The sequence below is a fragment of the Lysobacter sp. A378 genome, assembly GCF_054052125.1.
The window spans coordinates 903,736-928,243 of sequence record NZ_JBSVRK010000002.1 but is presented as its reverse complement, the minus strand read 5'-3'; the positions used below and the strand labels follow the sequence as shown (position 1 = coordinate 928,243).

The following is a 24,508-nucleotide window of genomic DNA, read 5'->3' as shown; positions in this document are numbered from 1 at the left end:
GGTTATTTCACGACCTGGTCGATCAACAGCGCCGCGGCGGCTTCTGGCCCGGTATCGATGGTCACCGAGGCCGATTCGAAGTCGCCCGGCTGCGCGCTGGCATCACCGCTGGCGGAGATCCGCGCGCTGAGCTGGACCTGGTCGAGCTGCGACAGCTTCATCGTTGGCATCAGGCTGTCGTTGTCGTCAAGGACGATGGTGAACGGGAACTGCGTCGCCTGCAGTTTTTCCACCGCGACCGGCATTGGCGCGCCGCTGGCCTGGCGGGCGATCACGAACACGCTGGCACCCTGCGGATACTGCATTGCCAATGCCGGATCCAGCGACACGCTGATGGTGATCCGGACCGCGGACGCGTCCGCCACGGCCACCTCTGGCAGAGGGTCGAGTCCGGCATCGACCCGTGCCTGGTTGATCTGCGGTCGCAGGGTCGCCGCGGTCGCCGGGTCGACCTGGGTCAGCAATGGCGTCCAGGTGTTGACCGCCCCCGCCGCATCCCCGGCCTGGCGCTGGGAGATCCCCAGGAACCATCGCGCCCGTTGGTGGTTTGGCTGCAAGGACAGTGCGCGCTGCAGCATCGATACCGCCTGCTGGTCGAAGCTGCGTTCATCGGAGGCCAATGCGCGCGCCTCCGCGGCCTCGGTCAGGATGTCTGGATCATCCGGTGCGAGTTTCAGGGCGCGGCCGAAGGCATCGCCGGCTTCGGTCATGTCGCCCTGGGCCAGGTAGGCCCGGGCCAACAATCGCCAGCCCTCGACCTGGTTGGGGTCGCGGTCCAGTTCGGCCTGCAACTGGGTTATCGCATCGGCCAGGGTCTCCGGTATCGCCCGTTGTGCCGGGTCCAGCGCCCGCGGCGTGCCGACCACGGTGTACAGCAGGCCGACGCTGATGCCGATCAGCACGATCGCGCCGATCCCGGCCGCGGGCCGGGCCCGCCAGATGGGTTGCAGGACATAGCCCAGTACCAGCAATACCAGCACCACGCTGGCGATCACGAACACGGTGGTCACCATTCCTGGTCCTCGTTGATTGCCTCATTGGCGGTCTTGTTGCTGCCACTGCGTTTGCGCACCACGTTGGCGACCACCAGGCCGCCCAACAGCAGCAGTACCGCTGGGCCGAACCACAACAACCAGGTGCTGGCATCTACCTGGGGGCGGTAGAGCACGAACTCGCCATAACGGGCGACCAGGTACTGCTTGACCTCGCCGTCGGTCTTGTCCTGGCGCATCAATGTCAGCACTTCGTGGCGCAGATCGTGGGCGATCGGTGCATCGGAGTCCGCCAGCGACTGGTTCTGGCACTTCACGCATCGCAGTTCTTTGGTCAGCGCGTGGAAGCGGTCGGCCTCGGCCTGGTCGCTGAACTCCAGCGGCGCCCGGTCCCCGGTGGCCTGGGCGAGTGCCAAGGCCGGCAGCAGCGCAAGCAGGACCGGCAGGACGATCATCACCAGGTAGCGGTTCATTGCTCCGCCTCGATCCGGGCCAACAGCGGCACTATCTCGTCCTGGATGATCTCCTCGCTGACCGCGCCGACATGCTTCCAGCGCACGATGCCTTCGCCGTCGACCAGGAACGTCTCCGGCGCGCCGTAAATGCCCCAGTCGATCGCCTTCTCGCCGGTGTAGTCGGTCAGTACCAGCCAGTACGGGTTGCCGTACTGCTCCAGCCAGCGCAGCGCGTCGGCGTGTTCGTCCTTCAGGTTGTAGCCGATCACCCGCACCCGCTTGGTTTCGGAGAAGCGGGTCAGGATCGGGTGTTCGACCCGGCATTCCGGACACCAGCTGCCCCATACGTTCATCAGGTAGGGCTCGCCGCTCAATTCTTCCGACGATGCCAACCGGCCCGGCTCATGCAGCACCGGTAGCTCGAAGCTCGGCGCAGGCTTGCCGATCAACGCAGACGGCAGGGCGTCTCGGTTCTGGTTGCGGCTCATCTTCACCCCGGCCGCCAGCAGCGCGGCCAGCAGCGCGAATACCAACAGCGGCAGCCAGCGCATTGCCGATTTTTGCGTGCGCTTCGTCGTCGGGCTCATATGCCAGCCTCCGGTCCCGTGCGTTTCTCCGACGGTGGATTGGTGGTGCGGCGGAAGCGTTTGTCGCCCGCCGTCACCAGCCCCCCAAGCATCATCAGGATGGCGCCAGCCCAGACCCAGCGGATAAATGGTTTTACCTGCACCCGCAGCGCCCAGTTACCACCGCCCAACGGCTCGCCGATGGCGACAAAGACATCGCGGGTGACGCCGGCAATGATCGCCGCCTCGGTCATCACCTGGCCGCCGAGATAGGTGCGTTTTTCAGGGTGCAGCAGGGCCAGCGGCTTGTCGTCGACGAATACCTGCACGGTGGCGTAGCTGGCCTGAAAGTTGGGGCCATTGCGCTCTTCCACGCCATCGAAGCGGAACGAGTACTTATCCAGCTCGATGGTCTGGCCCGGCTTCACCGCAGTCTCGTGTTGCTGTTCCAGCCCTTCCACAAGCAAGGTGCCAACCAGGAATACCGCGACGCCAAGGTGGGCGAGCGTCATGCCCAACATCTCCGCGGTCATCCGCGTGCCGCTGCCTTTCAGCCGCGTCCACACGAAGCGCAACGTGCCCAGGGCCACCCAAGTGGCACCCACCACGCCGGCAACGACTTTCCAGCCACCTTGTGGGGCGAGGAAGAACGCGCCCACGCCCATGACCACGGCAACACCGGCCCACGGTGCCAGCATCGCCAGTGGCCGGGAGGCCTGGTCGCGTTGCCAGCGCGTCAGTGGACCGAAAGGCAGCAGCAGCACCAGCGGCGCCATCAGCAACGTGAACAACAAGGAGAAGTAGGGCGGGCCGACCGAGATCTTGCCCAGCTCCAGCGCATCGGCCAGCAACGGGTACAGGGTGCCCAGCAGCACCATCGCGCATGCGATCGACAACAGCAGGTTGTTGCCCAACAACAGGGTCTCGCGCGAGCACACCGCAAAGGGCTTGCCATCGGCCTCGCTCGGGGCCCGCAGTGCGTAAAGCACCAGCGAGCCACCAATCACGATGCCCAGGAAGATCAGGATGAACAGGCCGCGGGTCGGATCGGCGGCAAAGGCGTGCACGCTGGTCAAGACACCCGAGCGGACCAGGAAAGTGCCCAGCAACGACAGCGAGAAGGTCGCGATGGCGAGCAACAAGGTCCAGCCGCGGAAACTGCCGCGCTTCTCGGTCACCGCCTGCGAGTGCAGCAGCGCGGTGCCGGCCAGCCAAGGCATGAAGCTCGCGTTCTCGACCGGGTCCCAGAACCACCAGCCACCCCAGCCCAGCTCGTAATACGCCCACCAGCTGCCCAGTGCGATGCCGAAGGTCAGGAACGCCCAGGCCACGTTGGTCCACGGCCGGACCCAGCGTAGCCAGCGCGTATCGACCTTGCCGTCGAGCAGCGCGGCAATCGCGAAGGCGAACGGCACCGAGAAACCGACGTAGCCGAAGTACAGCATCGGCGGGTGGATCACCATGCCCGGATCCTGCAATAGCGGGTTGAGGTCGCGACCCTCGACGACCGCCGGCAACAGGCGCTCGAACGGGTTGCTGGTGAAGATCAGGAACGCCAGGAAGCCGATGCTGACAATGCCCATGACGCCGAGCACGCGGGCGATCACCGGGGTCGGCAAGCGCTGCGAAAACAGCGCGACTGCACCGCTCCACAATGCCAACACCGTCGCCCACAACAGCAGTGAACCCTCGTGCGCGCCCCACACCGCGGTATAGCGATACCCCACCGGCAACATTGAATTGGAGTTCTCGGCGACATAGCGCAGCGAGAAATCCTGGTTGACGAAGCCCAGGGTCAGGATCACGAACGCCAACCCGACCAGTAGCAACTGGGCGTAGGCCGCCGGACGCGCAACGGCCATCCAGCTACCAATGTCGCGATGGGCGCCGACCAGCGGCAGTGCCGTCTGCACCATCGCGACCAGCAGCGCCAGGAGCAGGGCGACCTGACCCAGTTCAGGCAACATCGTTATTGCCCCGCCGCGGGCGCGTCGACGTCAGGTTCGTCAACGTCATGCTTCTGGTGGGCGATGCCCATCTTGTCGGCAACCTCCTTGGGCATGTAGCTCTCGTCGTGCTTGGCCAGCACTTCCTCGGCGACGAAGCGGTTGCCGTCCATGCGGCCGGTCGCGATGACCGCCTGGTTCTCACGGAACAGGTCGGGCAGGATGCCGGTGTAGGTCACCGGCATCTGCGCATCGCCGTCGGTAACGGCAAAGTGCGATTCAAGCGTTCCTTCCTGGCGTTGCAGGGATCCCTCCGCGACCATCCCGCCCAGGCGGAACCGGGCTTGGCCAGAGGCGACCTCGGCACCGGCCTCACCGGTGATTATCTCGTTGGGCGTGTACAGGTAGGCCACGTTGCGCTGCAGTGCCATGGCGACCAGCGCGGTCGCAACGGCAGCCGCTGCCACCAGGGCCAGTATCCACATCAGGCGGCGACGTCTAATCGGATTCATCGGGTCAACTCATTGGAAATGGGGGATTGGCTGGTGGCTTGATCGCCGGGTCCTGCCGCCTGTCTGGCCGCGCGGCGACGGGCATTGCGCAGCTCCCGTCGCAACTGCCACGCGCTGGCCAGAAAATCCCAGCCAAGCACAAGCACGAACACCGCATAACCGGCAATGACGTAATTCAGGTAACTCACGATCCGGCTCCGCGCCTTATGGAAGGTTTTCCGGTGGCCAGCGCGGCCACCCAGGCCTTGCCGGATTCGCGGCGCAGGTTGTCCGCCCGGGCACGCACCAGCAGCGCGCCGACAAACCACAGTTTGGTCCCGACCAGCATCCAGATCAGCGGCTGGACCATGCTGGCGTCCATCGTCGACTCGCCAAACAGGCGGATCGTCTGGCCTTGGTGCAGCGAGTTCCACCACACCACCGAGTAACGGATCACCGGCAGCAACACCACCCCGACAATCGCCAACAGGCCGGCGGCGCGGGCGGCGGCGCGGCGGTCGTCAATCGCGTTGTACAGGCCGATGACGCCCAGGTAGAGGAACAGCAGGATCAGCTCGGTGGTCAGGCGCGGGTCCCAATCCCACCACGTACCCCACATCGGCTTGCCCCAGATCGCGCCGGTCAACAGGGTGATCAGGGTGAACCCGGCGCCGATCGGCGCGCAGGCCATGGCCAGGATTTCGCACAGCTTGATCCGCCAGATCAGTGCTATCGCCGAATAAATCGCCATCAGCCCGAATACCGCCAGGCTCATCCAGGCACTGGGCACGTGGATGTAGAGGATGCGGAAGCTGTCGCCTTGCTGGTAATCGGCGGGGACCACGAACAGCGCGCCGTACATGCCCCAGGCCATGACCGCCAGGCCGAGCGCATACGCCCATGGCGCCCAGCGCGCGGCGAACCGGTCGAAATTGGGTGGCGAGCCCAGTTTGTGGAACCACAGGATGATTGGATTCATATGCCTCAATTCAGAGCGATCCGGATCGCGGCTGCGGCGGTCAACGGCGCCAGTACCAACGCGACAACCAGTCCGGCGCCCAACAACAGTAGTGCGCCGACCGGATCCAATCCCTGGGTTGATGCGGCCACGCTGCCTGCGCCAAACACCAATACCGGCACATACAAGGGCAGTGCCAGCAGCGCAACCAGTATACCGGAGCGCCTCATGCCGACGGTCAGCGCGGCGACTACGGCGCCCAGCAGGCTCAACAGTGGCGTGCCCAATGCCAGCGAGGCCATCAGCACCGGCAATTGCTGGTGTGGCAAATGCATCAGTTCGGCCAGGAACGGCGTGGCCAGCAGCAGTGGCAACGCGGTGGTGGCCCAATGGGTGAAGGTGCGTACCGCGACCAACCAGCCCAGCGGCACCGGTGCCAGCATCCATTGCTCCAGCGAGCCGTCCTCGGCATCGCCGCGGAACAGGGTGTCCAGCGACAACAGGCCGGCCAGCAACACCGCGACCCAAAGCACCGCGGCGGCGACCCTGGACAAGGTCTCCGCCTCACCGCCCAACGCCAGTGCAAACAGCACCACCACCAACAGCGCGAACAGCGCCGGCTGCAACGCATCGCCCCGGCGCCGCCACAGCAGTCGCAGGTCACGCAGCAACAAGGCCTTGGCCGAACCGACCAGGCCGGGAGTAGCGATGCTCATGCCGCGTACTCCGCAACCGGCTTCAGCATGGTCAGCATCCGGGTGCGGACCGGCGGTGCCGCGTAGGCGCCGTGGGTGGTGACCAGCGCCGCGCCACCACCGCGCAGATGGGCCTGGACCATGCGGTTGACCAGTTCGATACCCTGCAAGTCCAGGTTGGCGTAAGGCTCATCAAGCAGCCACAGCGGTGCCGGCGACAACCACAGCCGTGCCAGCGAAAGCCGTCGCTTCTGGCCCGCTGACAGTTGCCGGGCCAGCGCATCCTCGTAACCTGACAAGCCGACGATGCCCAACGCGTTGACCGGGTTCTGGTTACGACGCCGGCCTTGCAAACCGCACAGGAACTCCAGGTTCTCCAGCGTACTCAGGTCGGCCTTGAAGCCGGGCAGATGGCCCATGTAGGCGATCGCCCGGGCACGTCGCGACACGCGTGCGCGTTGTCCGTCGATATCCACCTCGCCGGCATCGGCGCGCAACAGGCCCGAAAGTACCCGCAGCAGGGTGGTCTTGCCGGCGCCATTGTCACCTTGCACCAGCAATGCCTCGCCGGCGTCGACCGAGAAATCCAGCGGCCCGAAAACCGGTTCGTCATTGCGGGCAAAGGACAACCCGCGGGCTGCGAGCAGCGGCGGGGCGGATCGATCAGGAGGACTCATCGACAGGTGCAGGGACCAACGGGATGCCAAATGCCCATGTTACGCGGTCACCGCGCCATTCACCCGTTCGCCCATCCAGTCAATACACGAGTCGATCGCGTCCTTGGGGGCGTGGCCATCGGGGCGTTCGATCGACATCCGCAAGCGCACCGGTTCGCCGCGGCACCAGGCCAGTACGCCGGCCTGGCCGAACTCGCTGGCCAGGCGGTCGGCCGTGGGGTCGTCGATATCGGCCAACACCCAGCCCGGCTCTTGCCAGCGACCGTCCGGCGCCTCGGCCCAGGCGCGCTGGCGGGCGGCGCCGATAGCGTCAAGCCGAGCTTCCAGTACGGCGTCGGCAGCGGCATTGGCCGTGTCCGAGCGTGGCTCCGAGGCGGGATTCCAGGCCGTGATGAACAGGTAGCGCGTTGCGGGCCAATACGCTTCCAGGTCGGTCGCGGGCTGACCCACCTGCAGCGGCAGGCTATCGCCGTCCAGCTTGACCGTGTAACGCGCGGAAGCGTAGGCGATGGACAATTGGATGGCGTTGACGACGGTACGTTCCTGCATTTGTGCAGTGTCTGGGGCAGGCGGCCCGGATGCAAGTGTGGAGTCTTGTTTTTCCCTTGTATTTCAATGCCTGCGGTGAGCTGGAAGGCTCGCCGGAAGTCGGAATCCCCGGCGGCCGGGATTTCGTAGACTAGTGGGCCCACTCCACGGATCGAGTACCCATGACAGCTGATACCGCAACGCCACACCTGCAGACCAAGCTGCCGAAGGTCGGCACCACCATCTTTACGGTGATGTCGCAGCTCGCCACCGAACACGACGCGGTCAACCTCGGCCAGGGGTTCCCTGATTTTGATCCGCCGGAGCGCCTGACGTCGGCGTTGACCCAGGCCATGCGCGATGGCCGCAACCAGTATTCGCCGATGACCGGCATCCCGGCGTTGCGCGAGGCGATCGCGACCAAGACCGAGCGCTGCTACGGCTATCGCCCCGACGTGGAGGCTGAGATTACCGTCACCTCGGGTGGCAGCGAGGCGATCCTGGATGCGGTGCATGCGGTGGTGCGGCCGGGCGAGGAAGTGATCGTGCTCGACCCGTGTTACGACTGCTACGAGCCGGCGATCGAGCTGGCCGGTGGCATCGCGGTGCACGTGCCGCTGGACCCGCGAACTTTCGCCCCCGACTGGGATCTGGTTCGCGGCGCGATCACGCCGAAGACGCGGATGCTGATGATCAACAGCCCGCACAATCCTTCCGGGGCTACGTTCAGCGCCGATGACATCCGCCAGCTGACCGAGCTGCTACGCGACACCAGCATCATCCTGCTGTCGGACGAGGTCTACGAGCATATCGTCTACGACGGCGCCCGCCACGAGTCGGTGTTGCGGTATCCGGAGTTGCGTGAGCGTGCATTCGTGGTCTCCAGTTTCGGCAAGACCTACCACTGCACCGGCTGGAAGGCCGGCTACTGCATTGCACCGCCGGCCTTGAGCGTCGAGTTCCGCAAGGTCCACCAGTACAACACCTTCTGCACCTTCACCCCGGCGCAGTTTGCGTTTGCCGAGATGATCCGGGACGAGCCGGAGCATTACGAGGAGTTGGGCGCGTTCTACCAGCCGATGCGTGACCGTTTCCGCGAGCAACTGCTGACCACACGGTTCAAACCATTGCCGGTGCCGGGCGGGTATTTCCAGCTGGTCGACTACTCCGCCGTCAGCGATCTGGACGATGCCGAGTTCTGCCGTTGGCTGGCGGTGGAGCATGGCGTGGCTGCGATCCCGCTGTCGCCGTTCTACGGCACGCCGCCCAAGGGACAGCGTCTGGTCCGGCTGTGTTTCGCCAAGAACGAAGCGACCCGGGATGCCGCGATCGAGCGGCTGCGGCAGCTGTAAATTTTCTTGCGTCGCTCCTGCGGTAGTGCGGTGTCGCATCCGGAATATCGTCTCGTGGTTCCGTGACGATGGTTCAGTCCGGATCGGCACATGCTCCACGGCCCATTCGCCATTACCGTGAGACGTGACACCAATCGCAAGGAGCCTCCCTGATGAACTCCCGTCTCTTCACGCTGGCCATCGCTGTCCTCGCCTTGGCATGGGCGAGCCCCGCGCCCGCGGCCGACCTCCCTTCCGCTGCTGCTGAATCGGCTTTGCAACGCATCCTCGACGGGGGCCGCGACAGCCACAGCGATTCGGTACTGGTTCTCGCGGACGGGGTGGAACTCGGCCACTACTACCGCGACGACAAGGCTCCCGGGCCGATCGAGTTGATGTCGGCCACCAAGTCGGTGGTAGCGCTCGGCATCGGCCAACTGATCGGGCAGGAGCGGATTGAATCGCTGGATCAGCCGGTGGCCGATTTCTACCCCGAATGGAAGCAGGGGAAGAAACGCGATATCACCGTACGCATGCTGCTCAACCACACCTCCGGCCTGCAGAACGTGGCAAGGGCACCCGCCGAGATCTATCCCGCTCCGGATGTCGTCCAGCTTGCGCTGGCGGCGGAGCTCAGTGGCGCGCCGGGCGCGGGGTTTTCCTACAACAACAAGGCGACCAACCTGTTGGCCGGCATCATCGAGAAGGCATCCGGGCAGCCGATGGATGTGTTCTTCCGCGAAGGTCTGTTCGCCGAGCTCGACGTGACTCCCGGCGAATGGGGGAAGGACAAGGCGGGCAATCCCTATGTGATGGCCGGCTTGCCGCTCGACGCCACCGACGCGGCGAAGATCGGGCAGTTGGTGCTCGCGCGTGGCAAATGGCACGGCAAGCAACTGGTACCCGCCGGCTACATGGACGCCATGCTCTCTCCGGGGCAATCGCTGGAGCCGTCCTGCGGCTTGCTGTGGTGGCTACGTCCGGCCTGGATGCATTTCCATTTCGACCCCGACAGCCTGGCGATGTTACGGGAGAAGGGCGTGGCGGAGGACCTGATACAAACGCTTGAACAGGCACTGACGGGCGCTCGGTTCGATGGGTCGGGAGCGATGATGACGGGCTTGTACGAACGGTTGGGCGAAGACGTCAGCAGGGTCCGGGAAGAGCTGGTCGGCAAGCACGGTATCGGTCCGTCTCGACTGTTCACCATCGAGCAAGGCCCTGTCGCCGCCTACGAGGCCCAAGGTTATCTGGGGCAGTACATCGTGGTCGTGCCGTCGGCCAGGCTGGTTGCGGTGCGCCAGGTCGCGTCGCCGGCCGGCGACGAAACGCCGCCGGTGACTGATGGCTACGGCGACTTCACCCAGCGGGTGCTTGACCTGGCTCGCGCGATGGGCCGGCTGCCTCCCGAGCCGACAATGGCCGGGGTTTCGGGCAACATGAAGCAAAACACCGTGAGCCTATCGCCATGAGCGCAACCCCCTCCGTACCAATGAGCAACCTGCGTATCTCCCTTATCCAGGGTTCAACCCTGTGGCATGACCCGGCAGGTAACCGCGACTATTACGGTGCGCTGGCAGCGCCGTTGCGCGGACTGACCGATCTGGTCGTGCTGCCGGAGACCTTCACCAGCGGCTTCTCCAACGATGCGATCGGGGACGCCGAGACCATGGATGGCCCGACGGTCGCCTGGATCCGCGAGCAGGCCGCGAGCCTGGATGCCGCCGTAACCGGCAGCGTGCAGATCCGCGAAGGCGACCAGGTGTTCAACCGGATGCTGTTTGCCAAGCCCGACGGGCAATTGCACACCTATGACAAGCGTCACCTGTTCCGCTACGCCGACGAGCACAAACGTTACGCGCCCGGTCGCGACCGGATCACGGTGCAATGGAAGGGTTGGAGCATCTGTCCGCTGGTCTGTTACGACCTGCGCTTCCCGGTGTTCTCGCGCAACCGTTTCGATGTCGAGCGTCCCGGCCTGCCGGATTACGATCTGGTGTTGTATGTCGCCAACTGGCCCGCTGCCCGCGCCTACGCCTGGAAGACGTTGTTGCGGGCACGCGCGATCGAGAACCTGAGCTATGTCGCCGGCCTCAACCGTGTTGGCACCGATGGCAACGGCATTGCGTATGCGGGTGACAGCTCGGTGATTGATTTTGTCGGTGACGCGCTGAGCGAATGCACCGACTCGGAAATGACCACCACCACCACCTTGCTGGCCTCCGAGCTGCGGGCCCACCGCGAGCGATTCCCGGCAATGCTGGACGGGGACGCGTTCGAGATCACCTGAGCCGGGGCTTACGCAATACCGGTGCGTCTCGGCATGGCGCAATGCGCTGCGCTCTATTGCGCCCGACGCCTTGACTCGGGTGATCAGCGTCTCTGCATTCACGGCGTTGTCACGACCCTAACGTCTGGCAGTGTCTACTCGGGTCATGGGCGGAGTCGCGCCGCGGTTCGGGGGCGTCATGAGCTTGATCGCACGAGCGTTCTGGTTATTGATCTTCAGTGTTGGGCTGGCAGTCTCGCTGCCGGCATTGGCCGGAGCGTCCCAGTCGGCGGAGCCGACGCCTGCGCTCGATCCGGGCAACACGACACGCGCCGGGGTGGTGTTGCTGGAGATCCAGGGCGGCATTGGCCCGGCCACGCGCGACTACGTGAAGCGCGGTCTGGATCGCGCCGCCGAGCAGAACGCCGTCGCCGTGGTGCTGCGGATCGACACGCCAGGCGGGTTGGACCTGTCCACCCGCGACATCAACCAGGCGATCCTGGCGTCCGCGGTGCCGGTGATCGGCTGGGTCGCGCCCCAGGGCGCACGTGCCGCCAGTGCCGGCACCTACATCCTGTATGCCTGTCATCTGGCGGCGATGGCACCGGCGACTGCGTTGGGTGCCGCCACGCCGGTATCGATGGGCGGTGGTGGGCCGGACATCGTCCCCCGGGACAGGAATGGACAATCCGAAGACGAACCGTCAGCAGGTGCCGCCGGGAGCGACCCGGGTCGGGACGGTCCCGGCCAAGGTAATCCAGCTCAAGACAGTCCGACGGAAGACAATCCGGTAGACGGCGCCCCAGCCTCCGCCAAACCCGCCCCAGGTGCCGGCGGCGCGATGGGGCACAAGGTCGTCAATGATGCCGCCGCCTACCTGCGCAGCCTGGCCGAGTTGCGCGGCCGCAATGCCGACTTTGCCGAGCGTGCCGTGCGTGAAGCGGCCACCCTGACCGCCGAGCAGGCCCTGCAACGCAACGTGATCGAAATTGTCGCCAACGACCTGGACAGCCTGCTGGCCCAGGCCGACGGGCGCCAGGTCAAACTGCACCACGCCGCCGTCACCCTGGACACCGCCGGCCAGCCGGTTACCAGCATCGAGCCCGACTGGCGCTTCAAGTTGCTCTCGGTGCTGACCAACCCGACGGTGGCCTACATGCTGTTGCTGGCCGGGATGTACGGCCTGCTGCTGGAAGGCTACAGCCCGGGCGCGGTGCTGCCAGGCGTGGTCGGTGCGATCTGCCTGCTGCTTGCCCTGTATGCGATGCAGGTGCTGCCGGTGAACTACGCCGGGGTGGGATTGATCGTGCTCGGTGTCGTCTTGATGGGCCTGGAGTTCGCGATGCCGAGCTTCGGCGCGCTTGGCATAGGAGGTTTGATTGCGTTGATGATCGGCTCGCTGATCATGTTCGATACCGACGTGCCCGGGTTCGGCGTGCCCGGGCAGCTGATCGCCGCGATTGGCGTCACCAGCGGGCTGGGCTTCATGGGCCTGATCTGGTTTGCGATGCGCGCCCGCGCCAAACCGGTGACCACCGGCGCCGATGAGATGGTCGGCCACCACGCAACCGCGATCGCGGATTTTCACGACCACGGTCACGTGCGGATTCGCGGAGAGATCTGGCAGGCCGTATCAACCACGCCCGTCACCCGCGGCCAAACGCTGCAGGTACTCGCCCTTGATGGCCTGGTCCTGCAGGTCGCCCCGGTTGTCGAATCGCCCGCCATGCACACCCCAGAACCCGGAGTTCGTCCATGAACATGCTCGTGTTTCTCCCGATCCTGATCGTCATCGCGCTGTTTTTTTTCAGCGCCATCAAGATTCTGCGTGAGTACGAGCGCGGTGTCGTGTTCCAGCTGGGACGCTTCTGGAAGGTCAAGGGGCCGGGGTTGATCTTCCTGATCCCGATCGTCCAGCAGATGGTTCGGGTCGACCTGCGGACCATCGTCATGGACGTGCCATCGCAGGACCTGATCACCCGCGACAACGTCTCCGTGCAGGTCAACGCGGTGGTGTACTTCCGCGTGGTCGATCCGGAGAAGGCGATCATCGCGGTCGAACACTTCTACGACGCCACCAGCCAACTCGCCCAGACCACCCTGCGGTCGGTGCTCGGCCAGCACGAGCTGGACCAGTTGCTGGCCGAACGCGACAAGCTCAACCACGATGTGCGCACCATCCTCGACAGCCAGACCGATGCCTGGGGCATCAAGGTCGCCAACGTCGAGATCAAGCACGTCGATATCAACGAGACCATGGTCCGCGCGATTGCCCGCCAGGCCGAAGCCGAGCGCGTGCGTCGGGCCAAGATCATCCATGCAGAGGGCGAGCAGCAGGCCGCCGAGAAGCTGGTCGAGGCCGCCAAGTTGCTGGGTGCCGACCCGCGCGCGATCCAGTTGCGCTACCTGCAGACCCTGACCGAGATCGCCGGCGACAAGAGCTCGACGATTGTCTTCCCGCTGCCATTGGACCTGGTGGAACCGATGCTGGCACGCCTGAAAGCGCCACCGCGCGAATGAGAACCAACCAACCTTGAACCGGAGTCCCAACATGAGCCCGAGAACCGTCACAGCCCTCAGCCTTGCCGTCGCCGCGTGTCTGCTGTCTGCGTGCAGCCAGCAACCGGAAGCGCCCGCCAGTGCCAGTCCGTCCAGCAGCCCGTCCGCCAGCGAGCCCGTGAACCCTCCCACAAGCCCGCCAGACGACCTGACCGGCGCCAACTATGTCGCCAGCCTGCAGCCGATGAACTCCGGTGTGACCGGTGACCAGGCGACTGCGGAGGCAACTTTCACGGTGGATGGCGACAACATGGTCATCAGCATCGATGCCAAGGGATTGCCACCGGATATCGAGCACTGGCAGCATTTTCACGGTTTCACCGATGACAAGGTCGCGGGCTGTCCCACCAGTGCCGACGACACCAACGGCGACGGCATCATCGACCTGATCGAAACCGAAGCGGTCGCCGGCACCACGATGGTCCCGTTCGACACCGACCCGGTCGCGATGGATGTCGCCGAGGGCGAATACCCGCATGCCGACGCCGACGGCAGCTTCAGCTATCGCCAGAGCGTGTCGATGCCGGCGCTCAATGCCGCCTTCGCCGAAGCGTTCGCCGGCCAGGCACCCGACCTCGACCGACGGGTGATCTTCATCCACGGCGTGGTCACCGACGCCGAATTGCCCGAGTCGGTCGCATCACTCGGCCCGATCCCCGCCCACGTCACCTTGCCAATTGCCTGTGGGGTGATTGAACGCGTGCGGGAGTAGCCACCAGTCCGCGGCTGCAACACCCGCGAGCCAAACCCGCGACAACGGAGTCAACCATGGTGATGCAACACGATTACGCTTCCACCGCGCCCACCCGCGCCGATATCGACGCCATGCCCGGAGCCAGCGTCATCGAGTTCGGTACCGGCTGGTGCGGCCATTGCACTACCGCCCAGCCGCTGATCGCCACTGCATTTGAGGGCCATCCCGACCTGCGTCACTTCAAGGTCGAAGACGGCCCCGGTCGCCGTCTGGGCCGCTCCTTCCACGTCAAACTCTGGCCGACCCTGGTGTTCCTGCGCGATGGCGAGGAGGTCGCCCGGCTGGTGCGGCCGAGCGACGGCGCAGCGATAAAGCAGGCGATGGAAGCGATCGATGCGGAGTGATCCCAACAATTGCCGCCTTGCCCGGCGCTGCCAGCGATTTGCAAGGTCCTCCATCACGCTTCGTGACGACAAGGTGGCGTCGGTGCTCTCCGTTCACCTGACGCAAAGAGTCACCCGGCTAGCTTCGGTTCCGGCGCCATCCCCCGATTAGCGCGCGCAGTTCGCGCCAGGGCGCCACACCGAACCCAGGAGATTCAGATCATGGCCACTTCCCTGTCCCGTAAAGCCGTCCTTGCCGTCGCATTGGCAAGCGTGACCCTTGCCAGTTGCAGCAGCTTCATCAAACGCGATGAATTCGATGCCACCATCGCCGATCTTCGTGCCACCGATGCCCGGCTGGAGTCGCAGATCCAGACCCTTGGCCAGAAGTACGACGCCCTGGTGACCCAACTGGCCGGCCGTACCCGCGTGGATACCGCTGCCTACTTCGCCGTCGGTGATGCGACTCTCGGCGCACAGGCCGAGCCGTTGCTGAATGACTTTGCGCGTGCGATCAGCAGCAGTCATACCGATGCGTTGATCACCGTGGAGGGCTTCGCCGATCCGTCCGGCTCGACCGCGCTCAACAAGCGTCTCGGCCAAAGCCGTGCCGACGCCGTGCGTGACTACCTGGTCACCGCCGGCTTGCCTGCGGAACAGGTCCGTGCCGTGAGCTATGGCGAAGACAAGAACCGCCAGGTGCGCCCGGGTGCGACCGGTGATGCCGGCCAGGACAACCGCCGCGTCGCGCTGGTGGTTGACTACGCTGGTCCGAAGACCGCCTCGACGATGTAATTGGCGCGGCTTTAGTGGTGCCGGAAAGGACGCCCGATGGCGTCCTTTCTTTTCGCTCATTTTCCGTTGATGGCAGTCGGTCCGGAAACGGTTGGGATATCGTGGGTCCCACAGGGCGGCGTATTCCGACGCCCGTTTGCTTTCATCGTTGAGCAACGACTGATGCCGCTTCTGCAAACCCTTGGCCTGTTCGCCCTGACCGCCGTCGCCGAGATCGTCGGTTGCTGGCTGGTGCTGATGTGGCGCAAGCCTGAAGGCGCGGCGTGGCTGCTGGTGCCGGCGGCGCTCAGTCTGGCGGCGTTCGCGTGGTTGTTGACCCTGCACCCGGCGGCCTCGGGTCGGGTGTATGCGGCGTATGGCGGGGTGTATGTCGCCACCGCGCTGGTGTGGCTGTGGGCGGTGGATGGCGTGCGGCCGGGGATATTCGACCTGCTTGGCGGCGGGCTGATCCTTGCGGGAGCCGTAGTGATCATCAGCGGTCACTGGGTCTCGACCGCGTCTTAACGCCGGCCCGTCTATCACTCGATGCAACGACCGCAGTGTCGGTTGCAAGGCGGACGCGAGGTCCGCGCAAGGAGATGTCGTGACGATTTCACGCAAGGTGGATTGGCCCCGTGTGGGTCCGGCCGCGATGGCCGCATGGTTGAGCGTCGCGCTGGCCGGTTGCAACGAGCCCGGCGAAGGCAACTCGTTGGGGGATCCGTCGCCCGCACAGGCAACCGATGAAACCCCATCAATCGTGGGCGAGGGCGGCACCCTGGTGACCGATGCCGCGTCGGCCGCCGGCAGCTTGACGGTGATGTCCGTCGGCGGTCCCGCCGATTACGTGGCCGACGACGACCGTCGCGCGGTCTACCTGCTGGAAGGCGATACCGATGGCAACCAGTGCGTCGATGCCTGCCTGCGGCAGTGGGCGCCGTTGTTCCCGCCGACTACCGCGCCGACCGTCAGCGGCAACCTCGCACCGGTACTGGTCGGTACGATCGATCGCGCCGACGGGTCCAAACAGATCACCTACAACGGCCACCCGCTGTATCACTATGTCGGCGACACGCAGCCCGGCAGCACGCTGGGGCATGAGCGCGATGATGAGTGGGGCGAGTGGTATCTGGTCACGCCGCAGGGCAACGCGTTGGGCGAGGAGGTCGGCAAGCTGGATTGATCTTGCTAGAGCACCGTGTCCAGTCCCTTCCGATCGATCAGGCTGAGCAATTTCAGTGATGGCCCGCTGGGCTTCTTGTCGCCGATTTCCCACTTCGTATTCGGAAAGAGGGCGAGGTCGCGTCGCGCAGGACGGTTGCTACGTCAGCCTTGCTTTATGAGGTTCTGAAGAATCAACGGGCCGCTCATGTCAGGCTTTGATGGCCGCGATGTCTTCCAGAGCGCGTGCGACGGCGGCATCCCTGGCCTCCGGCCCGAACGCGATGCCTTCGGCGCGTACGACCTGCACGTCCGTCACGCCGAGAAAAGCCAGCACGCCGATGAGGTAGGTCTCCTGATGGTCGAATGCCGCCGTAGGGCTCCCCGCCGAGTACACGCCGCCCCGCGCCGACGCGATGAAGGCCCTTTTGTTCTTCAACAGACCCTCTGATCCGGTCGCGGTGTATTGGAAGGTCTTGCCGGCCACGGCGATGCGGTCAATCCACGCTTTGAGCGGCGTCGGAATTGAAAAGTTGTACATGGGCGCCCCGATGACCAGGATGTCCGACGCGAACAGTTCGTCCATGTAGGCGTTGCCCTTGACCAGATCGGAGTTGATGATCGCGTCCTCGCTGGCGGCGCCCTGAAAAGCAGCCAAGTGAGCGCCGGACAGATGCAATGCCGGATCGACAGCTAGGTCGCGGGAGACGACGCGGACACCCGGGTGCAGAATTTGTTGCCGTGCGACGAGTTCGGCGGAGAGCTGGCGGCTTACGGAAGCGGTACCGAGCACGCTGGAGTCCAGATGAAGGAGTTGCATGGTCAACCTCAAGGTTGTTGGGGAGGTGAGCCACCGGCGGCTTTCTACGGGCAGGTGGCTGCGTGGGTACGAATGGTGGTCGCCGGCGCGCCATCTGAGAAGACGGTATATTGCGATGCGAACCATCTGGTTTTGAGATGGAAGGACACTCGAATGCTCGACGGCGTCTCCCTGGATCAGCTCAGAACCTTCATCGCAGCCGTGGATGAAGGCAGCTTTTCGGCCGCGGCCAGGAAGCTCAACCGTGTTCAGTCGGCGGTGAGCGGCTGGGTCGCCGGGCTGGAGGCCCAAATCGGCGTCGTGCTGTTTGATCGTTCGGGCCGGTTCCCGAAACTCACGCCAGAGGGAGTGCTGTTGCTCGCGGATGCCCGCCATGTCGTGGCGGGGGTGGACACGATGAAGGCCCGCGCGAAGTTGATGGCAGCAGGCCTGGAGACGGAACTCCCGGTGGTGGTCGACGTGTTTTTTCCGACCGCTGCCGTCAGCGCGACCGCGAAGGCATTCGCGAGTCGGTTTCCGTTGACGCCATTGCGCCTCTTCGTTGAAGGCCTGGGCGCGGCTTATCAACCCATCCTGGACGGTCGATGCAGCTTGGGCATCCTGGCGACCTTGCCGTTGGCATTTCCGTCACTGGTCAATGAGCGACTGGGCGAAGTACCGCTGGTCGCGGTCGCTGCAGCAAGTCACCCCCTCGCGAACATTGGTCATCGGATACCGAAGCGCGAGCTGGTGAAACACGTGCAACTCGTGCTCACCGACAGGTCAGACCTCATGGCCGGTCGGGACTACGGCGTCGTGTCCGCGTCAACGTGGCGCCTGGCGGACCTCTCGACCAAGTACGCGTTCCTCATCGATTGCGTTGGGTGGGGTCGCATGCCCCTGCACATGGTCGAGAAGGACATCGCTTCCGGCGCTTTGGTCGTCCTCGATGTCGATGACCTGCCGCCGAGTGGCCTCAGTTTGACCATGTCGGCGTGTCACCAGGCTTCCGAACCGCCTGGCCCTGCGGGAAGATGGTTCATCGACCACTTGAAGGATTCATGGGGACGTCCGTCGGACGTCAAGCGCGAACTGTGAAATGGTCGGCGCGTGGACCTGTGGGTTTTCGTTCGTGATCGCGCGCCGCCCCGTTTTCACGAGGATTCGGTAACAGCTGCTTGCCTGGTCAACTCGCGCGCTGCGGCCGCGCCCTTGCGCTCGCTGTAACGATCCACCAGATAGTCGCTTCGCCCGCGCACCAGCAGGGTGAACTTGAGCAGCTCCTCCATCACGTCGACCACGCGGTCGTAGTACGGCGAGGGCTTCATGCGGCCATCGTCGTCGAACTCCTGCCAGGCCTTGGCCACCGACGACTGGTTGGGGATCGTCACCATCCGCATCCAGCGACCCAGCAGGCGCAGGCTGTTGACGACGTTGAACGACTGCGAGCCGCCGCAGACCTGCATCACCGCGAGGGTGCGGCCCTGGGTCGGGCGCACGCTGCCGTCTTCCAGCGGCAGCCAGTCGATCTGGTTCTTGAACACGCCGGTGACCGCGCCGTGGCGCTCGGGGCTGACCCAGACCTGGCCCTCGGACCATAGGGAGAGTTCGCGCAGTTCGCGGACCTTGGGGTGGTGCTTGTCGACGCTGTCGAGCAGCGGCAGGTCATTCGGGTCGAACACGCGGGTCTCGGCGCCGAAGCGTTGCAGGATGCGCTCGGCCTCCAGCGCCAGCTTGCGACTGTAGGCTTGCGGCCGCAGCGAGCCGTACAGGATCAGGATGCGTGGGGCGTGGTCGGCTTCGGTGGGCAGGCCGAGCTTGTCCAGCCCGGGCAGATCAATCGCATCGGGGGTGATATTGGGGAGGTCTTCGAAGGTCATTGGGACTTGCTTGTCGTTATTTGATTTGATTATTCTATAAGAATGGAAATGAACAACGCAATCCGTGCCCTGACGGCGCTTGGACACAACACCCGGCTGTCGGTATTCCGCCTGCTGGTGGAGGCCGGGCCGGCCGGGCGCATGGCCGGCGACATCGCCGAGGCGCTGGCGGTGCCGGCGGCGACGCTGTCGTTCCACCTCAAGGAGCTGTCGGCCGCGGGGCTGGTGCATGGCGAGCCGCAGGGCCGCTATGTCTGCTACCGCGCCGACTTCGGGGCGATGAACGCGCTGATCGGCTTCCTGACCCATAACTGCTGCGCGGGGTCGGGATCGGCCGACTGCGGGCCTCCCATTGCATCCACCCAGGGAAAATCCCCATGAGCCATCGCGTGTTGTTCCTGTGTACCGGCAACTCCGCCCGCAGCGTGCTCGCCGAAGCGACCCTGCGTGCCTGGGGCGGCGGACGTTTCGAGGCCTTCAGTGCCGGCAGCCAGCCGACCGGCAAGATCAACCCGTTCGCGCTTGAACAGTTGGCGGTCGAGGGCATCCCGACATCGGGTTTGCGCAGCAAGTCGTGGGACGAGTTCTCCGGTGACGACGCACCGTCAATCGAGGTGGTGGTGACGGTCTGCGACAGCGCCGCGACGGAGACCTGCCCGGTATTTTTCGGTGACTTCGTGCGCACCCACTGGGGCCTGCCGGATCCGGCGGCGGTGGAGGGCAGCGATGAGGACAAGCGTGCGGCCTTCGCGGAGGCGCATGCAGTGATCCGGAAGCGACTGACGGCGTTCCTGACCCTTGCGCCGGAAAAGTGGAGCGACCGCGAGGCGCTGAAACAGGCGCTGGACCGGATCGGGTTCATCGAGTCGACGGATGGCGAAGATGTCTGATGCATCCGCCTGCGACATGCCGGCGCCGGCGCCGTCGCGTCCCGGTATCGGTTTCTTCGAGCGCTACCTGACCCTGTGGGTGGCGCTGTGCATCGTGGTCGGCACCGCGCTTGGCCACTTCCTGCCCGGCAGCTTCGCCGCGCTTGGCGCGATGGAGGTGGCCAAGGTCAACCTGCCGGTCGCGGTGCTGATCTGGCTGATGATCATCCCGATGCTGCTGAAGATCGACTTCGCCGCGATGCGGCAGGTCGGGCGGCACTGGAAGGGCATGGGCGTGACCCTGTTCATCAACTGGGCGGTCAAGCCATTCTCGATGGCGCTGCTGGCTTGGTTCTTCCTGCGCCACGTATTCGCGCCTTGGCTGCCGGCCGGACAGGTGGATTCCTACATCGCCGGGCTGATCCTGCTGGCGGCGGCGCCGTGCACGGCGATGGTGTTCGTGTGGAGCAACCTGTGCGATGGCGAGCCGAACTTCACCCTCAGCCAGGTGGCGATCAACGACGCGATCATGGTGTTCGCGTTTGCGCCGCTGGTAGCGCTGCTGCTCGGGATATCGGCGATCACCGTTCCGTGGGACACGCTGATGTTGTCGGTCGGGCTGTACATCGTGGTGCCGGTGGTCATTGCAGTGGTCGCGCGCAAGCTGATCATCGCGCGTGGCGGGCCGACGCTGTTGGACCGCTGGCTGGCACGGCTTGGGCCGCTGTCGCTGGCCGCGCTGCTGCTGACGCTGGTGCTGCTGTTCGGCTTCCAGGGGCGGCAGATCATCGAGCAACCGCTGGTGATCGCGATGCTGGCGGTACCGATCCTGATCCAGGTCTATTTCAATTCCGGACTGGCCTACCTGCTCAACCGTCGGTTCGGCGTGGCGCACTGCGTGGCCGGGCCGTCGGCGTTGATCGGAGCCAGCAACTTCTTCGAGTTGGCAGTCGCTGCGGCGGTGAGCCTGTTCGGCGTGCATTCCGGCGCCGCGCTGGCGACGGTGGTGGGAGTGTTGATCGAGGTGCCGGTGATGCTGTCGGTGGTGCGCATCGTGAACTCGAGCAAGGCCTGGTACGAAAGAAGCGCTCCTTGACGCGAGCGACACCGGGGTCGGGTCTCCGGCCGTGGCGTCATCTTGTCCTCTGGTTAATGCTCAGCTGATTGATTTGCGACACCATGGGCGGATGCTTAGTGTTGGTCCATTCCCCATATCGCTGGTCGTGTTGCTGGTTTCGCTGGTGGCAGCCGTACTGTCTGCGCGCTGGTTGCACTGCCGCACCGTCGATGGTGGCGAAGCGGCCGGTTCCGGATCAGCCGGCTCCGCATCAGCACGCCCAGGTTCGATCATCGTGGACATGGCCTTCATCGGGGTCGTCGTGGCCCGGGTCGCCTTCATCGTCCAGTGGTTGCCGCAATACCTGGAAGATCCGTGGTCGATGGTACGGATCGGCGATGGCGGTTTTACCCTCTGGGCCGGTATTGTCGCAGCGATCGGATGGGGTGTCTGGCGCATTCGAAAGCTGCCGTCACTGCGTCGTCCGCTGGCGGCCGGTGTGGTGGCGGGCCTGCTGTCATGGGCGTTCCTCGGCGGCGCCCTGACGCTGCTCCAGAATTCATCCGCCGCGCTGCCAACGACGGCGCTCTCTACCCTGGATGGTGAGCCGACCAGCCTGGAGGCGATGTCCGGCCAGCCGATCGTGCTGAACCTGTGGGCAACCTGGTGCCCGCCGTGTCGCCGCGAAATGCCGGTGTTGGCGCAGGCACAGCAGCAACACGCCGATGTCAGCATCATCCTGGTCAATCAGGGCGAAGGGCCCGACGAGATCCGGGACTATCTGAGCTCTGAAGGCCTGCTGCTGGATAACGTGTTGCTGGATCCTTTTTCATCGGTGATGCAGGAAGTGGGTTCGCGCGGATTGCCGACCACCCTGTTCTTCGATGCCAAAGGCGCCTTGGTCGATACCCACATGGGTGAGTTGTCCGCGGCGAGCCTTTCGCAAAAGCTCCAGCGTTTCGATCTTGCCCCGGCTGTCACCGGGTCACCCGCCACTGGTTCAACCACATCCACGGAGATGCCGTAATGGCTCGAATTACCCCACACTGGCTGTTGCTGTCTTCGGCCTTGTTGATGGCCACCGGTTGCAGTCAGGCGCAGGAGCGGCCGGCGCCGATCCAGGCGCTGGAGGCCCAGGGGCTCGAGGTCATCGGTGAATTCGACGCACCATCCGGGCTGAGCGGCTATGCGGGCCTGGCTGGCCAGAATCCCATCGCCGTCTACGTGACCGAAGATGGCCAGCACGCGCTGGTCGGCTCTCTGGTCAATGCCAAGGGTGAGGATGTCGGTGCGCAAGCGGTGAAGGAACTGGTGATGAAGCCGATGACCGAGCGCGCCTGGGACAAGCTGGAAGCCTCCACCTGGATCGCCGACGGCAAGGCGACGGCGCCGCGCGTGGTTTACACCTTCAGCGACCCGAACTGCCCCTACTGCAACCGTTTCTGGGAAGCCGCCCGGCCGTGGGTGGACTCCGGCAAGGTGCAACTGCGCCACGTCATGGTCGGCGTTATCCGCCAGGACAGTGCCAACAAGGTGGCCGCGATACTTGCCGCGCCTTCACCCGAAGCGGCATTGGTCAAGAACGAGCGCGCGTTCGCGAACGGTGGCATCGCGCCGGCCGCAACGGTGCCGGCAGCCGTACGCAAGAAGCTCGACTCCAACCAGCTGTTGATGCTTGAGATGGGTTTCCAGGGAACACCCGGCATCCTGTTCCTCGATGCCGAAGGGCTGCTGCAGCGCCGCGCCGGGATGCCACGCCCGGAAGACCTGGCCACCGTCCTGGGCCCGCGTTGATGAGTTGATATCACGTCGCTGGTACTTGCCAACAGCTCAAGTCCTGACTCTCAGATTGGCGCCGCTCAGACAATCCCGGTCGCATAGAACACGCCGATGATCACCATCACCGCCAGCGTCTTGATGATCGTGATCGCGAAGATGTCCTTGTAAGCCTGCCGGTGGGTCAGGCCGGTCACCGCGAGCAGGGTGATCACCGCGCCGTTGTGGGGCAGGGTGTCCATGCCGCCGGACGCCATCGCGGCGACGCGATGCAGCACTTCCATCGGGATGCCGGCGGAACTGGCATTGGCGATGAAGGTGTCGGCCATCGCCGCCAGGGCGATGCCCATGCCGCCCGATGCGGAGCCGGTGATGCCGGCCAGCGCCGTCACGGTAACCGCCTCGTTGATCAGCGGGTCGTCGATCGTGCTGAGCGCATTGGCGACGACCAGGAAGCCGGGCAGGGCGGCAATCACGGCGCCGAATCCATACTCCGAAGCGGTGTTCATCCCGGCCAGCAAGGCGCCGCCGATCGCATCCTTGGTGCCGGTCGCGAAGCTGGTAATGACCGGCTTCCAGGCGAAGGCGATCACGCTGATGATGCCGACCAGCAGGGCACCCTCGACCGCCCAGATCGCGGTCACCGAAGCGATGGTCTGCACGATGGATGCGGCGTCGCCGATTACTGCCGGGTCGAACGAATGGCTCTCGCCATAGAACCGCGGGATCCAGATCGTGAACAGCTTGTTGGCGACACCGACCAGCACCAGCGGCAGGATCGCGATGAACGGATTGGCGAGGTGGCCGCCGGTGAAGGGAACCGGCTCGTTGACCAGCACCGCATCACCCGCGTAGCCCTCGCCGGCCTTGAGCGCGACGCGCCGGCGCCAGTCGAGGTAGACCAGCCCGACGGCAAGGATGAACACGCCGCCGATGGTACCCAGCCACGGTGCGGCCCAGGTGTTGGTGCCGAAGAAGGTGGTCGGGATGATGTTCTGGATCTGCGGCGTGCCGGGCAGGGCGTCCATGGTGAAGGTGAACGCACCCAGCGCGATGGTGCCGGGGATCAGCCGTTTCGGGATGTCGCTCTGGCGGAACAGTTCCGCGGCGAACGGGTACACCGCGAACACCACCACGAACAACGACACGCCGCCGTAGGTCAGCACCGCGCAGACGACCACGATCGACAGGATCGCCCGGCCCGCGCCAAACATTCGGATGGTTGCCGCCACGATCGCCTTGGAGAAACCCGACAGCTCGATCACCTTGCCGAAGATCGCGCCGAGCAGGAACACCGGGAAATACAGTTGCAGGAAGCCGACCATCTTGGCCATGAACAGGCCAGTGAACATCGGCGCGACCAGGCTTGGCTCGGTCAGCAGTACTGCCCCCAGCGCCGCCACCGGGGCGAACAGGATCACGCTGTAACCGCGGTAGGCCACGAACATCAGGAACGCCAGTGCGCCCAGCACGATCAGGAAATCCATACGCCACACCCCAAGCCAGACCAATGGGGATGGAGTGTCCGCGTCGGGCCTCCATTGGGGCATTGTCCGAAGGTACAACTGTTCCGTCGGGCGTCCTCTCCTAATCTTGCTGCCATGACGGCATGGGTCCGTCACGCAATCCGTATCCGACAGTTTCCAGG

General features: G+C 64.9%; 29 protein-coding genes. 16 read left to right on the top strand and 13 right to left on the bottom strand.

The genetic code is table 11. The annotated features are described in order from the left end of the window. Positions 1 to 2 precede the first annotated feature (2 nt). From ACW7G1_RS10090 to ACW7G1_RS10045, 10 genes are read right to left on the bottom strand one after another with little or no spacing between them, the layout of a single operon-like run. Positions 3 to 1,013: a tetratricopeptide repeat protein gene (locus tag ACW7G1_RS10090; RefSeq protein ID WP_456979595.1), complete on the bottom strand. Its 1,011-nt coding sequence runs from the start codon at positions 1,011 to 1,013 to the stop codon at positions 3 to 5. Then, complete coding sequence (locus tag ACW7G1_RS10085; RefSeq protein ID WP_456979894.1) at positions 1,007 to 1,447, bottom strand: cytochrome c-type biogenesis protein; 441 nt, start codon at positions 1,445 to 1,447, stop codon at positions 1,007 to 1,009. The genes ACW7G1_RS10090 and ACW7G1_RS10085 overlap by 7 nt, the downstream gene beginning before the upstream one ends. A 14-nt stretch (positions 1,448 to 1,461) precedes the next feature. Beyond that, positions 1,462 to 2,034, bottom strand: a complete 573-nt coding sequence (locus ACW7G1_RS10080; RefSeq protein ID WP_456979594.1) for a DsbE family thiol:disulfide interchange protein — start codon at positions 2,032 to 2,034, stop codon at positions 1,462 to 1,464. After that, positions 2,031 to 3,980, bottom strand: coding sequence for a heme lyase CcmF/NrfE family subunit (locus ACW7G1_RS10075; RefSeq protein WP_456979593.1), 1,950 nt, complete (start codon positions 3,978 to 3,980; stop codon positions 2,031 to 2,033). The genes ACW7G1_RS10080 and ACW7G1_RS10075 overlap by 4 nt, the downstream gene beginning before the upstream one ends. Before the next feature lie 2 nt (positions 3,981 to 3,982). After that, positions 3,983 to 4,471 (bottom strand): cytochrome c maturation protein CcmE, encoded by a 489-nt coding sequence (gene ccmE, locus ACW7G1_RS10070; protein ID WP_456979592.1) that lies wholly within the window; start codon positions 4,469 to 4,471, stop codon positions 3,983 to 3,985. Then, positions 4,468 to 4,659 carry a heme exporter protein CcmD gene (gene ccmD, locus ACW7G1_RS10065; protein WP_456979591.1) on the bottom strand — a complete coding sequence of 64 codons (192 nt, stop codon included), beginning with the start codon at positions 4,657 to 4,659 and terminating at the stop codon, positions 4,468 to 4,470. Before ccmD ends, ccmE begins: the two co-directional genes overlap by 4 nt. Further along, positions 4,656 to 5,429 (bottom strand): heme ABC transporter permease CcmC, encoded by a 774-nt coding sequence (gene ccmC, locus ACW7G1_RS10060; protein ID WP_456979590.1) that lies wholly within the window; start codon positions 5,427 to 5,429, stop codon positions 4,656 to 4,658. Before ccmC ends, ccmD begins: the two co-directional genes overlap by 4 nt. Before the next feature lie 5 nt (positions 5,430 to 5,434). Continuing rightward, positions 5,435 to 6,124 carry a heme exporter protein CcmB gene (ccmB, locus tag ACW7G1_RS10055; protein WP_456979589.1) on the bottom strand — a complete coding sequence of 230 codons (690 nt, stop codon included), beginning with the start codon at positions 6,122 to 6,124 and terminating at the stop codon, positions 5,435 to 5,437. After that, the gene (ccmA, locus tag ACW7G1_RS10050; RefSeq protein WP_456979588.1) at positions 6,121 to 6,780 is read right to left on the bottom strand and encodes a heme ABC exporter ATP-binding protein CcmA; all 660 of its coding nucleotides are present in this window, start codon (positions 6,778 to 6,780) and stop codon (positions 6,121 to 6,123) included. The genes ccmB and ccmA overlap by 4 nt, the downstream gene beginning before the upstream one ends. Positions 6,781 to 6,819: 39 nt before the next feature. Then, on the bottom strand, positions 6,820 to 7,329 hold the full coding sequence (locus ACW7G1_RS10045; protein ID WP_456979587.1) for a DUF3293 domain-containing protein: 510 nt from the start codon (positions 7,327 to 7,329) through the stop codon (positions 6,820 to 6,822). Between the two features lie 161 nt (positions 7,330 to 7,490). On the opposite strand from ACW7G1_RS10045, the gene ACW7G1_RS10040 reads away from it, so the two are divergent. The 10 genes from ACW7G1_RS10040 (at position 7,491) to ACW7G1_RS09995 (ending at position 16,501) form a co-directional block, all read left to right on the top strand. Continuing rightward, positions 7,491 to 8,660 carry a pyridoxal phosphate-dependent aminotransferase gene (locus ACW7G1_RS10040; protein WP_456979586.1) on the top strand — a complete coding sequence of 390 codons (1,170 nt, stop codon included), beginning with the start codon at positions 7,491 to 7,493 and terminating at the stop codon, positions 8,658 to 8,660. Between the two features lie 152 nt (positions 8,661 to 8,812). Next, on the top strand, positions 8,813 to 10,111 hold the full coding sequence (locus ACW7G1_RS10035) for a serine hydrolase domain-containing protein (RefSeq protein WP_456979585.1): 1,299 nt from the start codon (positions 8,813 to 8,815) through the stop codon (positions 10,109 to 10,111). A 20-nt stretch (positions 10,112 to 10,131) separates the two neighbouring features. Beyond that, a complete protein-coding gene (locus tag ACW7G1_RS10030; RefSeq protein WP_456979893.1) occupies positions 10,132 to 10,929 on the top strand; it encodes an amidohydrolase in 798 nt (265 codons plus the stop codon). Between the two features lie 178 nt (positions 10,930 to 11,107). Then, on the top strand, positions 11,108 to 12,667 hold the full coding sequence (locus tag ACW7G1_RS10025) for an NfeD family protein (protein WP_456979584.1): 1,560 nt from the start codon (positions 11,108 to 11,110) through the stop codon (positions 12,665 to 12,667). Beyond that, on the top strand, positions 12,664 to 13,428 hold the full coding sequence (locus ACW7G1_RS10020; RefSeq protein WP_456979583.1) for a slipin family protein: 765 nt from the start codon (positions 12,664 to 12,666) through the stop codon (positions 13,426 to 13,428). The genes ACW7G1_RS10025 and ACW7G1_RS10020 overlap by 4 nt, the downstream gene beginning before the upstream one ends. A gap of 31 nt (positions 13,429 to 13,459) precedes the next feature. Beyond that, positions 13,460 to 14,179: a hypothetical protein gene (locus tag ACW7G1_RS10015; RefSeq protein ID WP_456979582.1), complete on the top strand. Its 720-nt coding sequence runs from the start codon at positions 13,460 to 13,462 to the stop codon at positions 14,177 to 14,179. 56 nt (positions 14,180 to 14,235) lie between these two features. Next, positions 14,236 to 14,565, top strand: coding sequence for a thioredoxin family protein (locus ACW7G1_RS10010; RefSeq protein ID WP_456979581.1), 330 nt, complete (start codon positions 14,236 to 14,238; stop codon positions 14,563 to 14,565). A gap of 201 nt (positions 14,566 to 14,766) precedes the next feature. Beyond that, positions 14,767 to 15,339 carry an OmpA family protein gene (locus tag ACW7G1_RS10005; RefSeq protein ID WP_456961680.1) on the top strand — a complete coding sequence of 191 codons (573 nt, stop codon included), beginning with the start codon at positions 14,767 to 14,769 and terminating at the stop codon, positions 15,337 to 15,339. A 171-nt stretch (positions 15,340 to 15,510) separates the two neighbouring features. Continuing rightward, a complete protein-coding gene (locus ACW7G1_RS10000; protein ID WP_456979892.1) occupies positions 15,511 to 15,843 on the top strand; it encodes a YnfA family protein in 333 nt (110 codons plus the stop codon). A 79-nt stretch (positions 15,844 to 15,922) separates the two neighbouring features. Further along, complete coding sequence (locus ACW7G1_RS09995; protein WP_456979580.1) at positions 15,923 to 16,501, top strand: COG4315 family predicted lipoprotein; 579 nt, start codon at positions 15,923 to 15,925, stop codon at positions 16,499 to 16,501. A 189-nt stretch (positions 16,502 to 16,690) separates the two neighbouring features. Here the strand turns inward: ACW7G1_RS09995 and ACW7G1_RS09990 are convergent, their stop codons facing one another. Beyond that, positions 16,691 to 17,299, bottom strand: coding sequence for an FMN-dependent NADH-azoreductase (locus ACW7G1_RS09990; RefSeq protein WP_456979891.1), 609 nt, complete (start codon positions 17,297 to 17,299; stop codon positions 16,691 to 16,693). 153 nt (positions 17,300 to 17,452) lie between these two features. Here ACW7G1_RS09990 and ACW7G1_RS09985 point away from each other — a divergent pair, with 153 nt between their 5' ends. Next, positions 17,453 to 18,376, top strand: a complete 924-nt coding sequence (locus ACW7G1_RS09985) for a LysR family transcriptional regulator (RefSeq protein WP_456979579.1) — start codon at positions 17,453 to 17,455, stop codon at positions 18,374 to 18,376. Positions 18,377 to 18,432: 56 nt separating this feature from the next. Here ACW7G1_RS09985 and arsH read toward each other — a convergent pair whose 3' ends face one another. Continuing rightward, on the bottom strand, positions 18,433 to 19,158 hold the full coding sequence (arsH, locus tag ACW7G1_RS09980; RefSeq protein ID WP_456979578.1) for an arsenical resistance protein ArsH: 726 nt from the start codon (positions 19,156 to 19,158) through the stop codon (positions 18,433 to 18,435). A gap of 42 nt (positions 19,159 to 19,200) precedes the next feature. Between arsH and ACW7G1_RS09975 the strand changes: the two genes are divergently transcribed. From ACW7G1_RS09975 to dsbG, 5 genes are all read left to right on the top strand, one after another. Next, on the top strand, positions 19,201 to 19,539 hold the full coding sequence (locus ACW7G1_RS09975; protein WP_456979577.1) for an ArsR/SmtB family transcription factor: 339 nt from the start codon (positions 19,201 to 19,203) through the stop codon (positions 19,537 to 19,539). Next, positions 19,536 to 20,048 carry an arsenate reductase ArsC gene (locus tag ACW7G1_RS09970; RefSeq protein WP_456979576.1) on the top strand — a complete coding sequence of 171 codons (513 nt, stop codon included), beginning with the start codon at positions 19,536 to 19,538 and terminating at the stop codon, positions 20,046 to 20,048. Before ACW7G1_RS09975 ends, ACW7G1_RS09970 begins: the two co-directional genes overlap by 4 nt. Then, entirely contained in the window at positions 20,041 to 21,123 is a 1,083-nt protein-coding gene (gene arsB, locus ACW7G1_RS09965) for an ACR3 family arsenite efflux transporter (RefSeq protein ID WP_456979575.1), read from the top strand. Before ACW7G1_RS09970 ends, arsB begins: the two co-directional genes overlap by 8 nt. 91 nt (positions 21,124 to 21,214) lie before the next feature. Further along, on the top strand, positions 21,215 to 22,111 hold the full coding sequence (locus tag ACW7G1_RS09960) for a redoxin family protein (protein ID WP_456979574.1): 897 nt from the start codon (positions 21,215 to 21,217) through the stop codon (positions 22,109 to 22,111). Beyond that, positions 22,111 to 22,878 (top strand): thiol:disulfide interchange protein DsbG, encoded by a 768-nt coding sequence (gene dsbG / locus ACW7G1_RS09955; RefSeq protein WP_456979573.1) that lies wholly within the window; start codon positions 22,111 to 22,113, stop codon positions 22,876 to 22,878. The genes ACW7G1_RS09960 and dsbG overlap by 1 nt, the downstream gene beginning before the upstream one ends. A gap of 65 nt (positions 22,879 to 22,943) precedes the next feature. On the opposite strand, the gene ACW7G1_RS09950 is transcribed toward dsbG, so the two are convergent. Next, complete coding sequence (locus tag ACW7G1_RS09950) at positions 22,944 to 24,347, bottom strand: GntP family permease (protein ID WP_456979572.1); 1,404 nt, start codon at positions 24,345 to 24,347, stop codon at positions 22,944 to 22,946. Positions 24,348 to 24,508 lie beyond the last annotated feature (161 nt).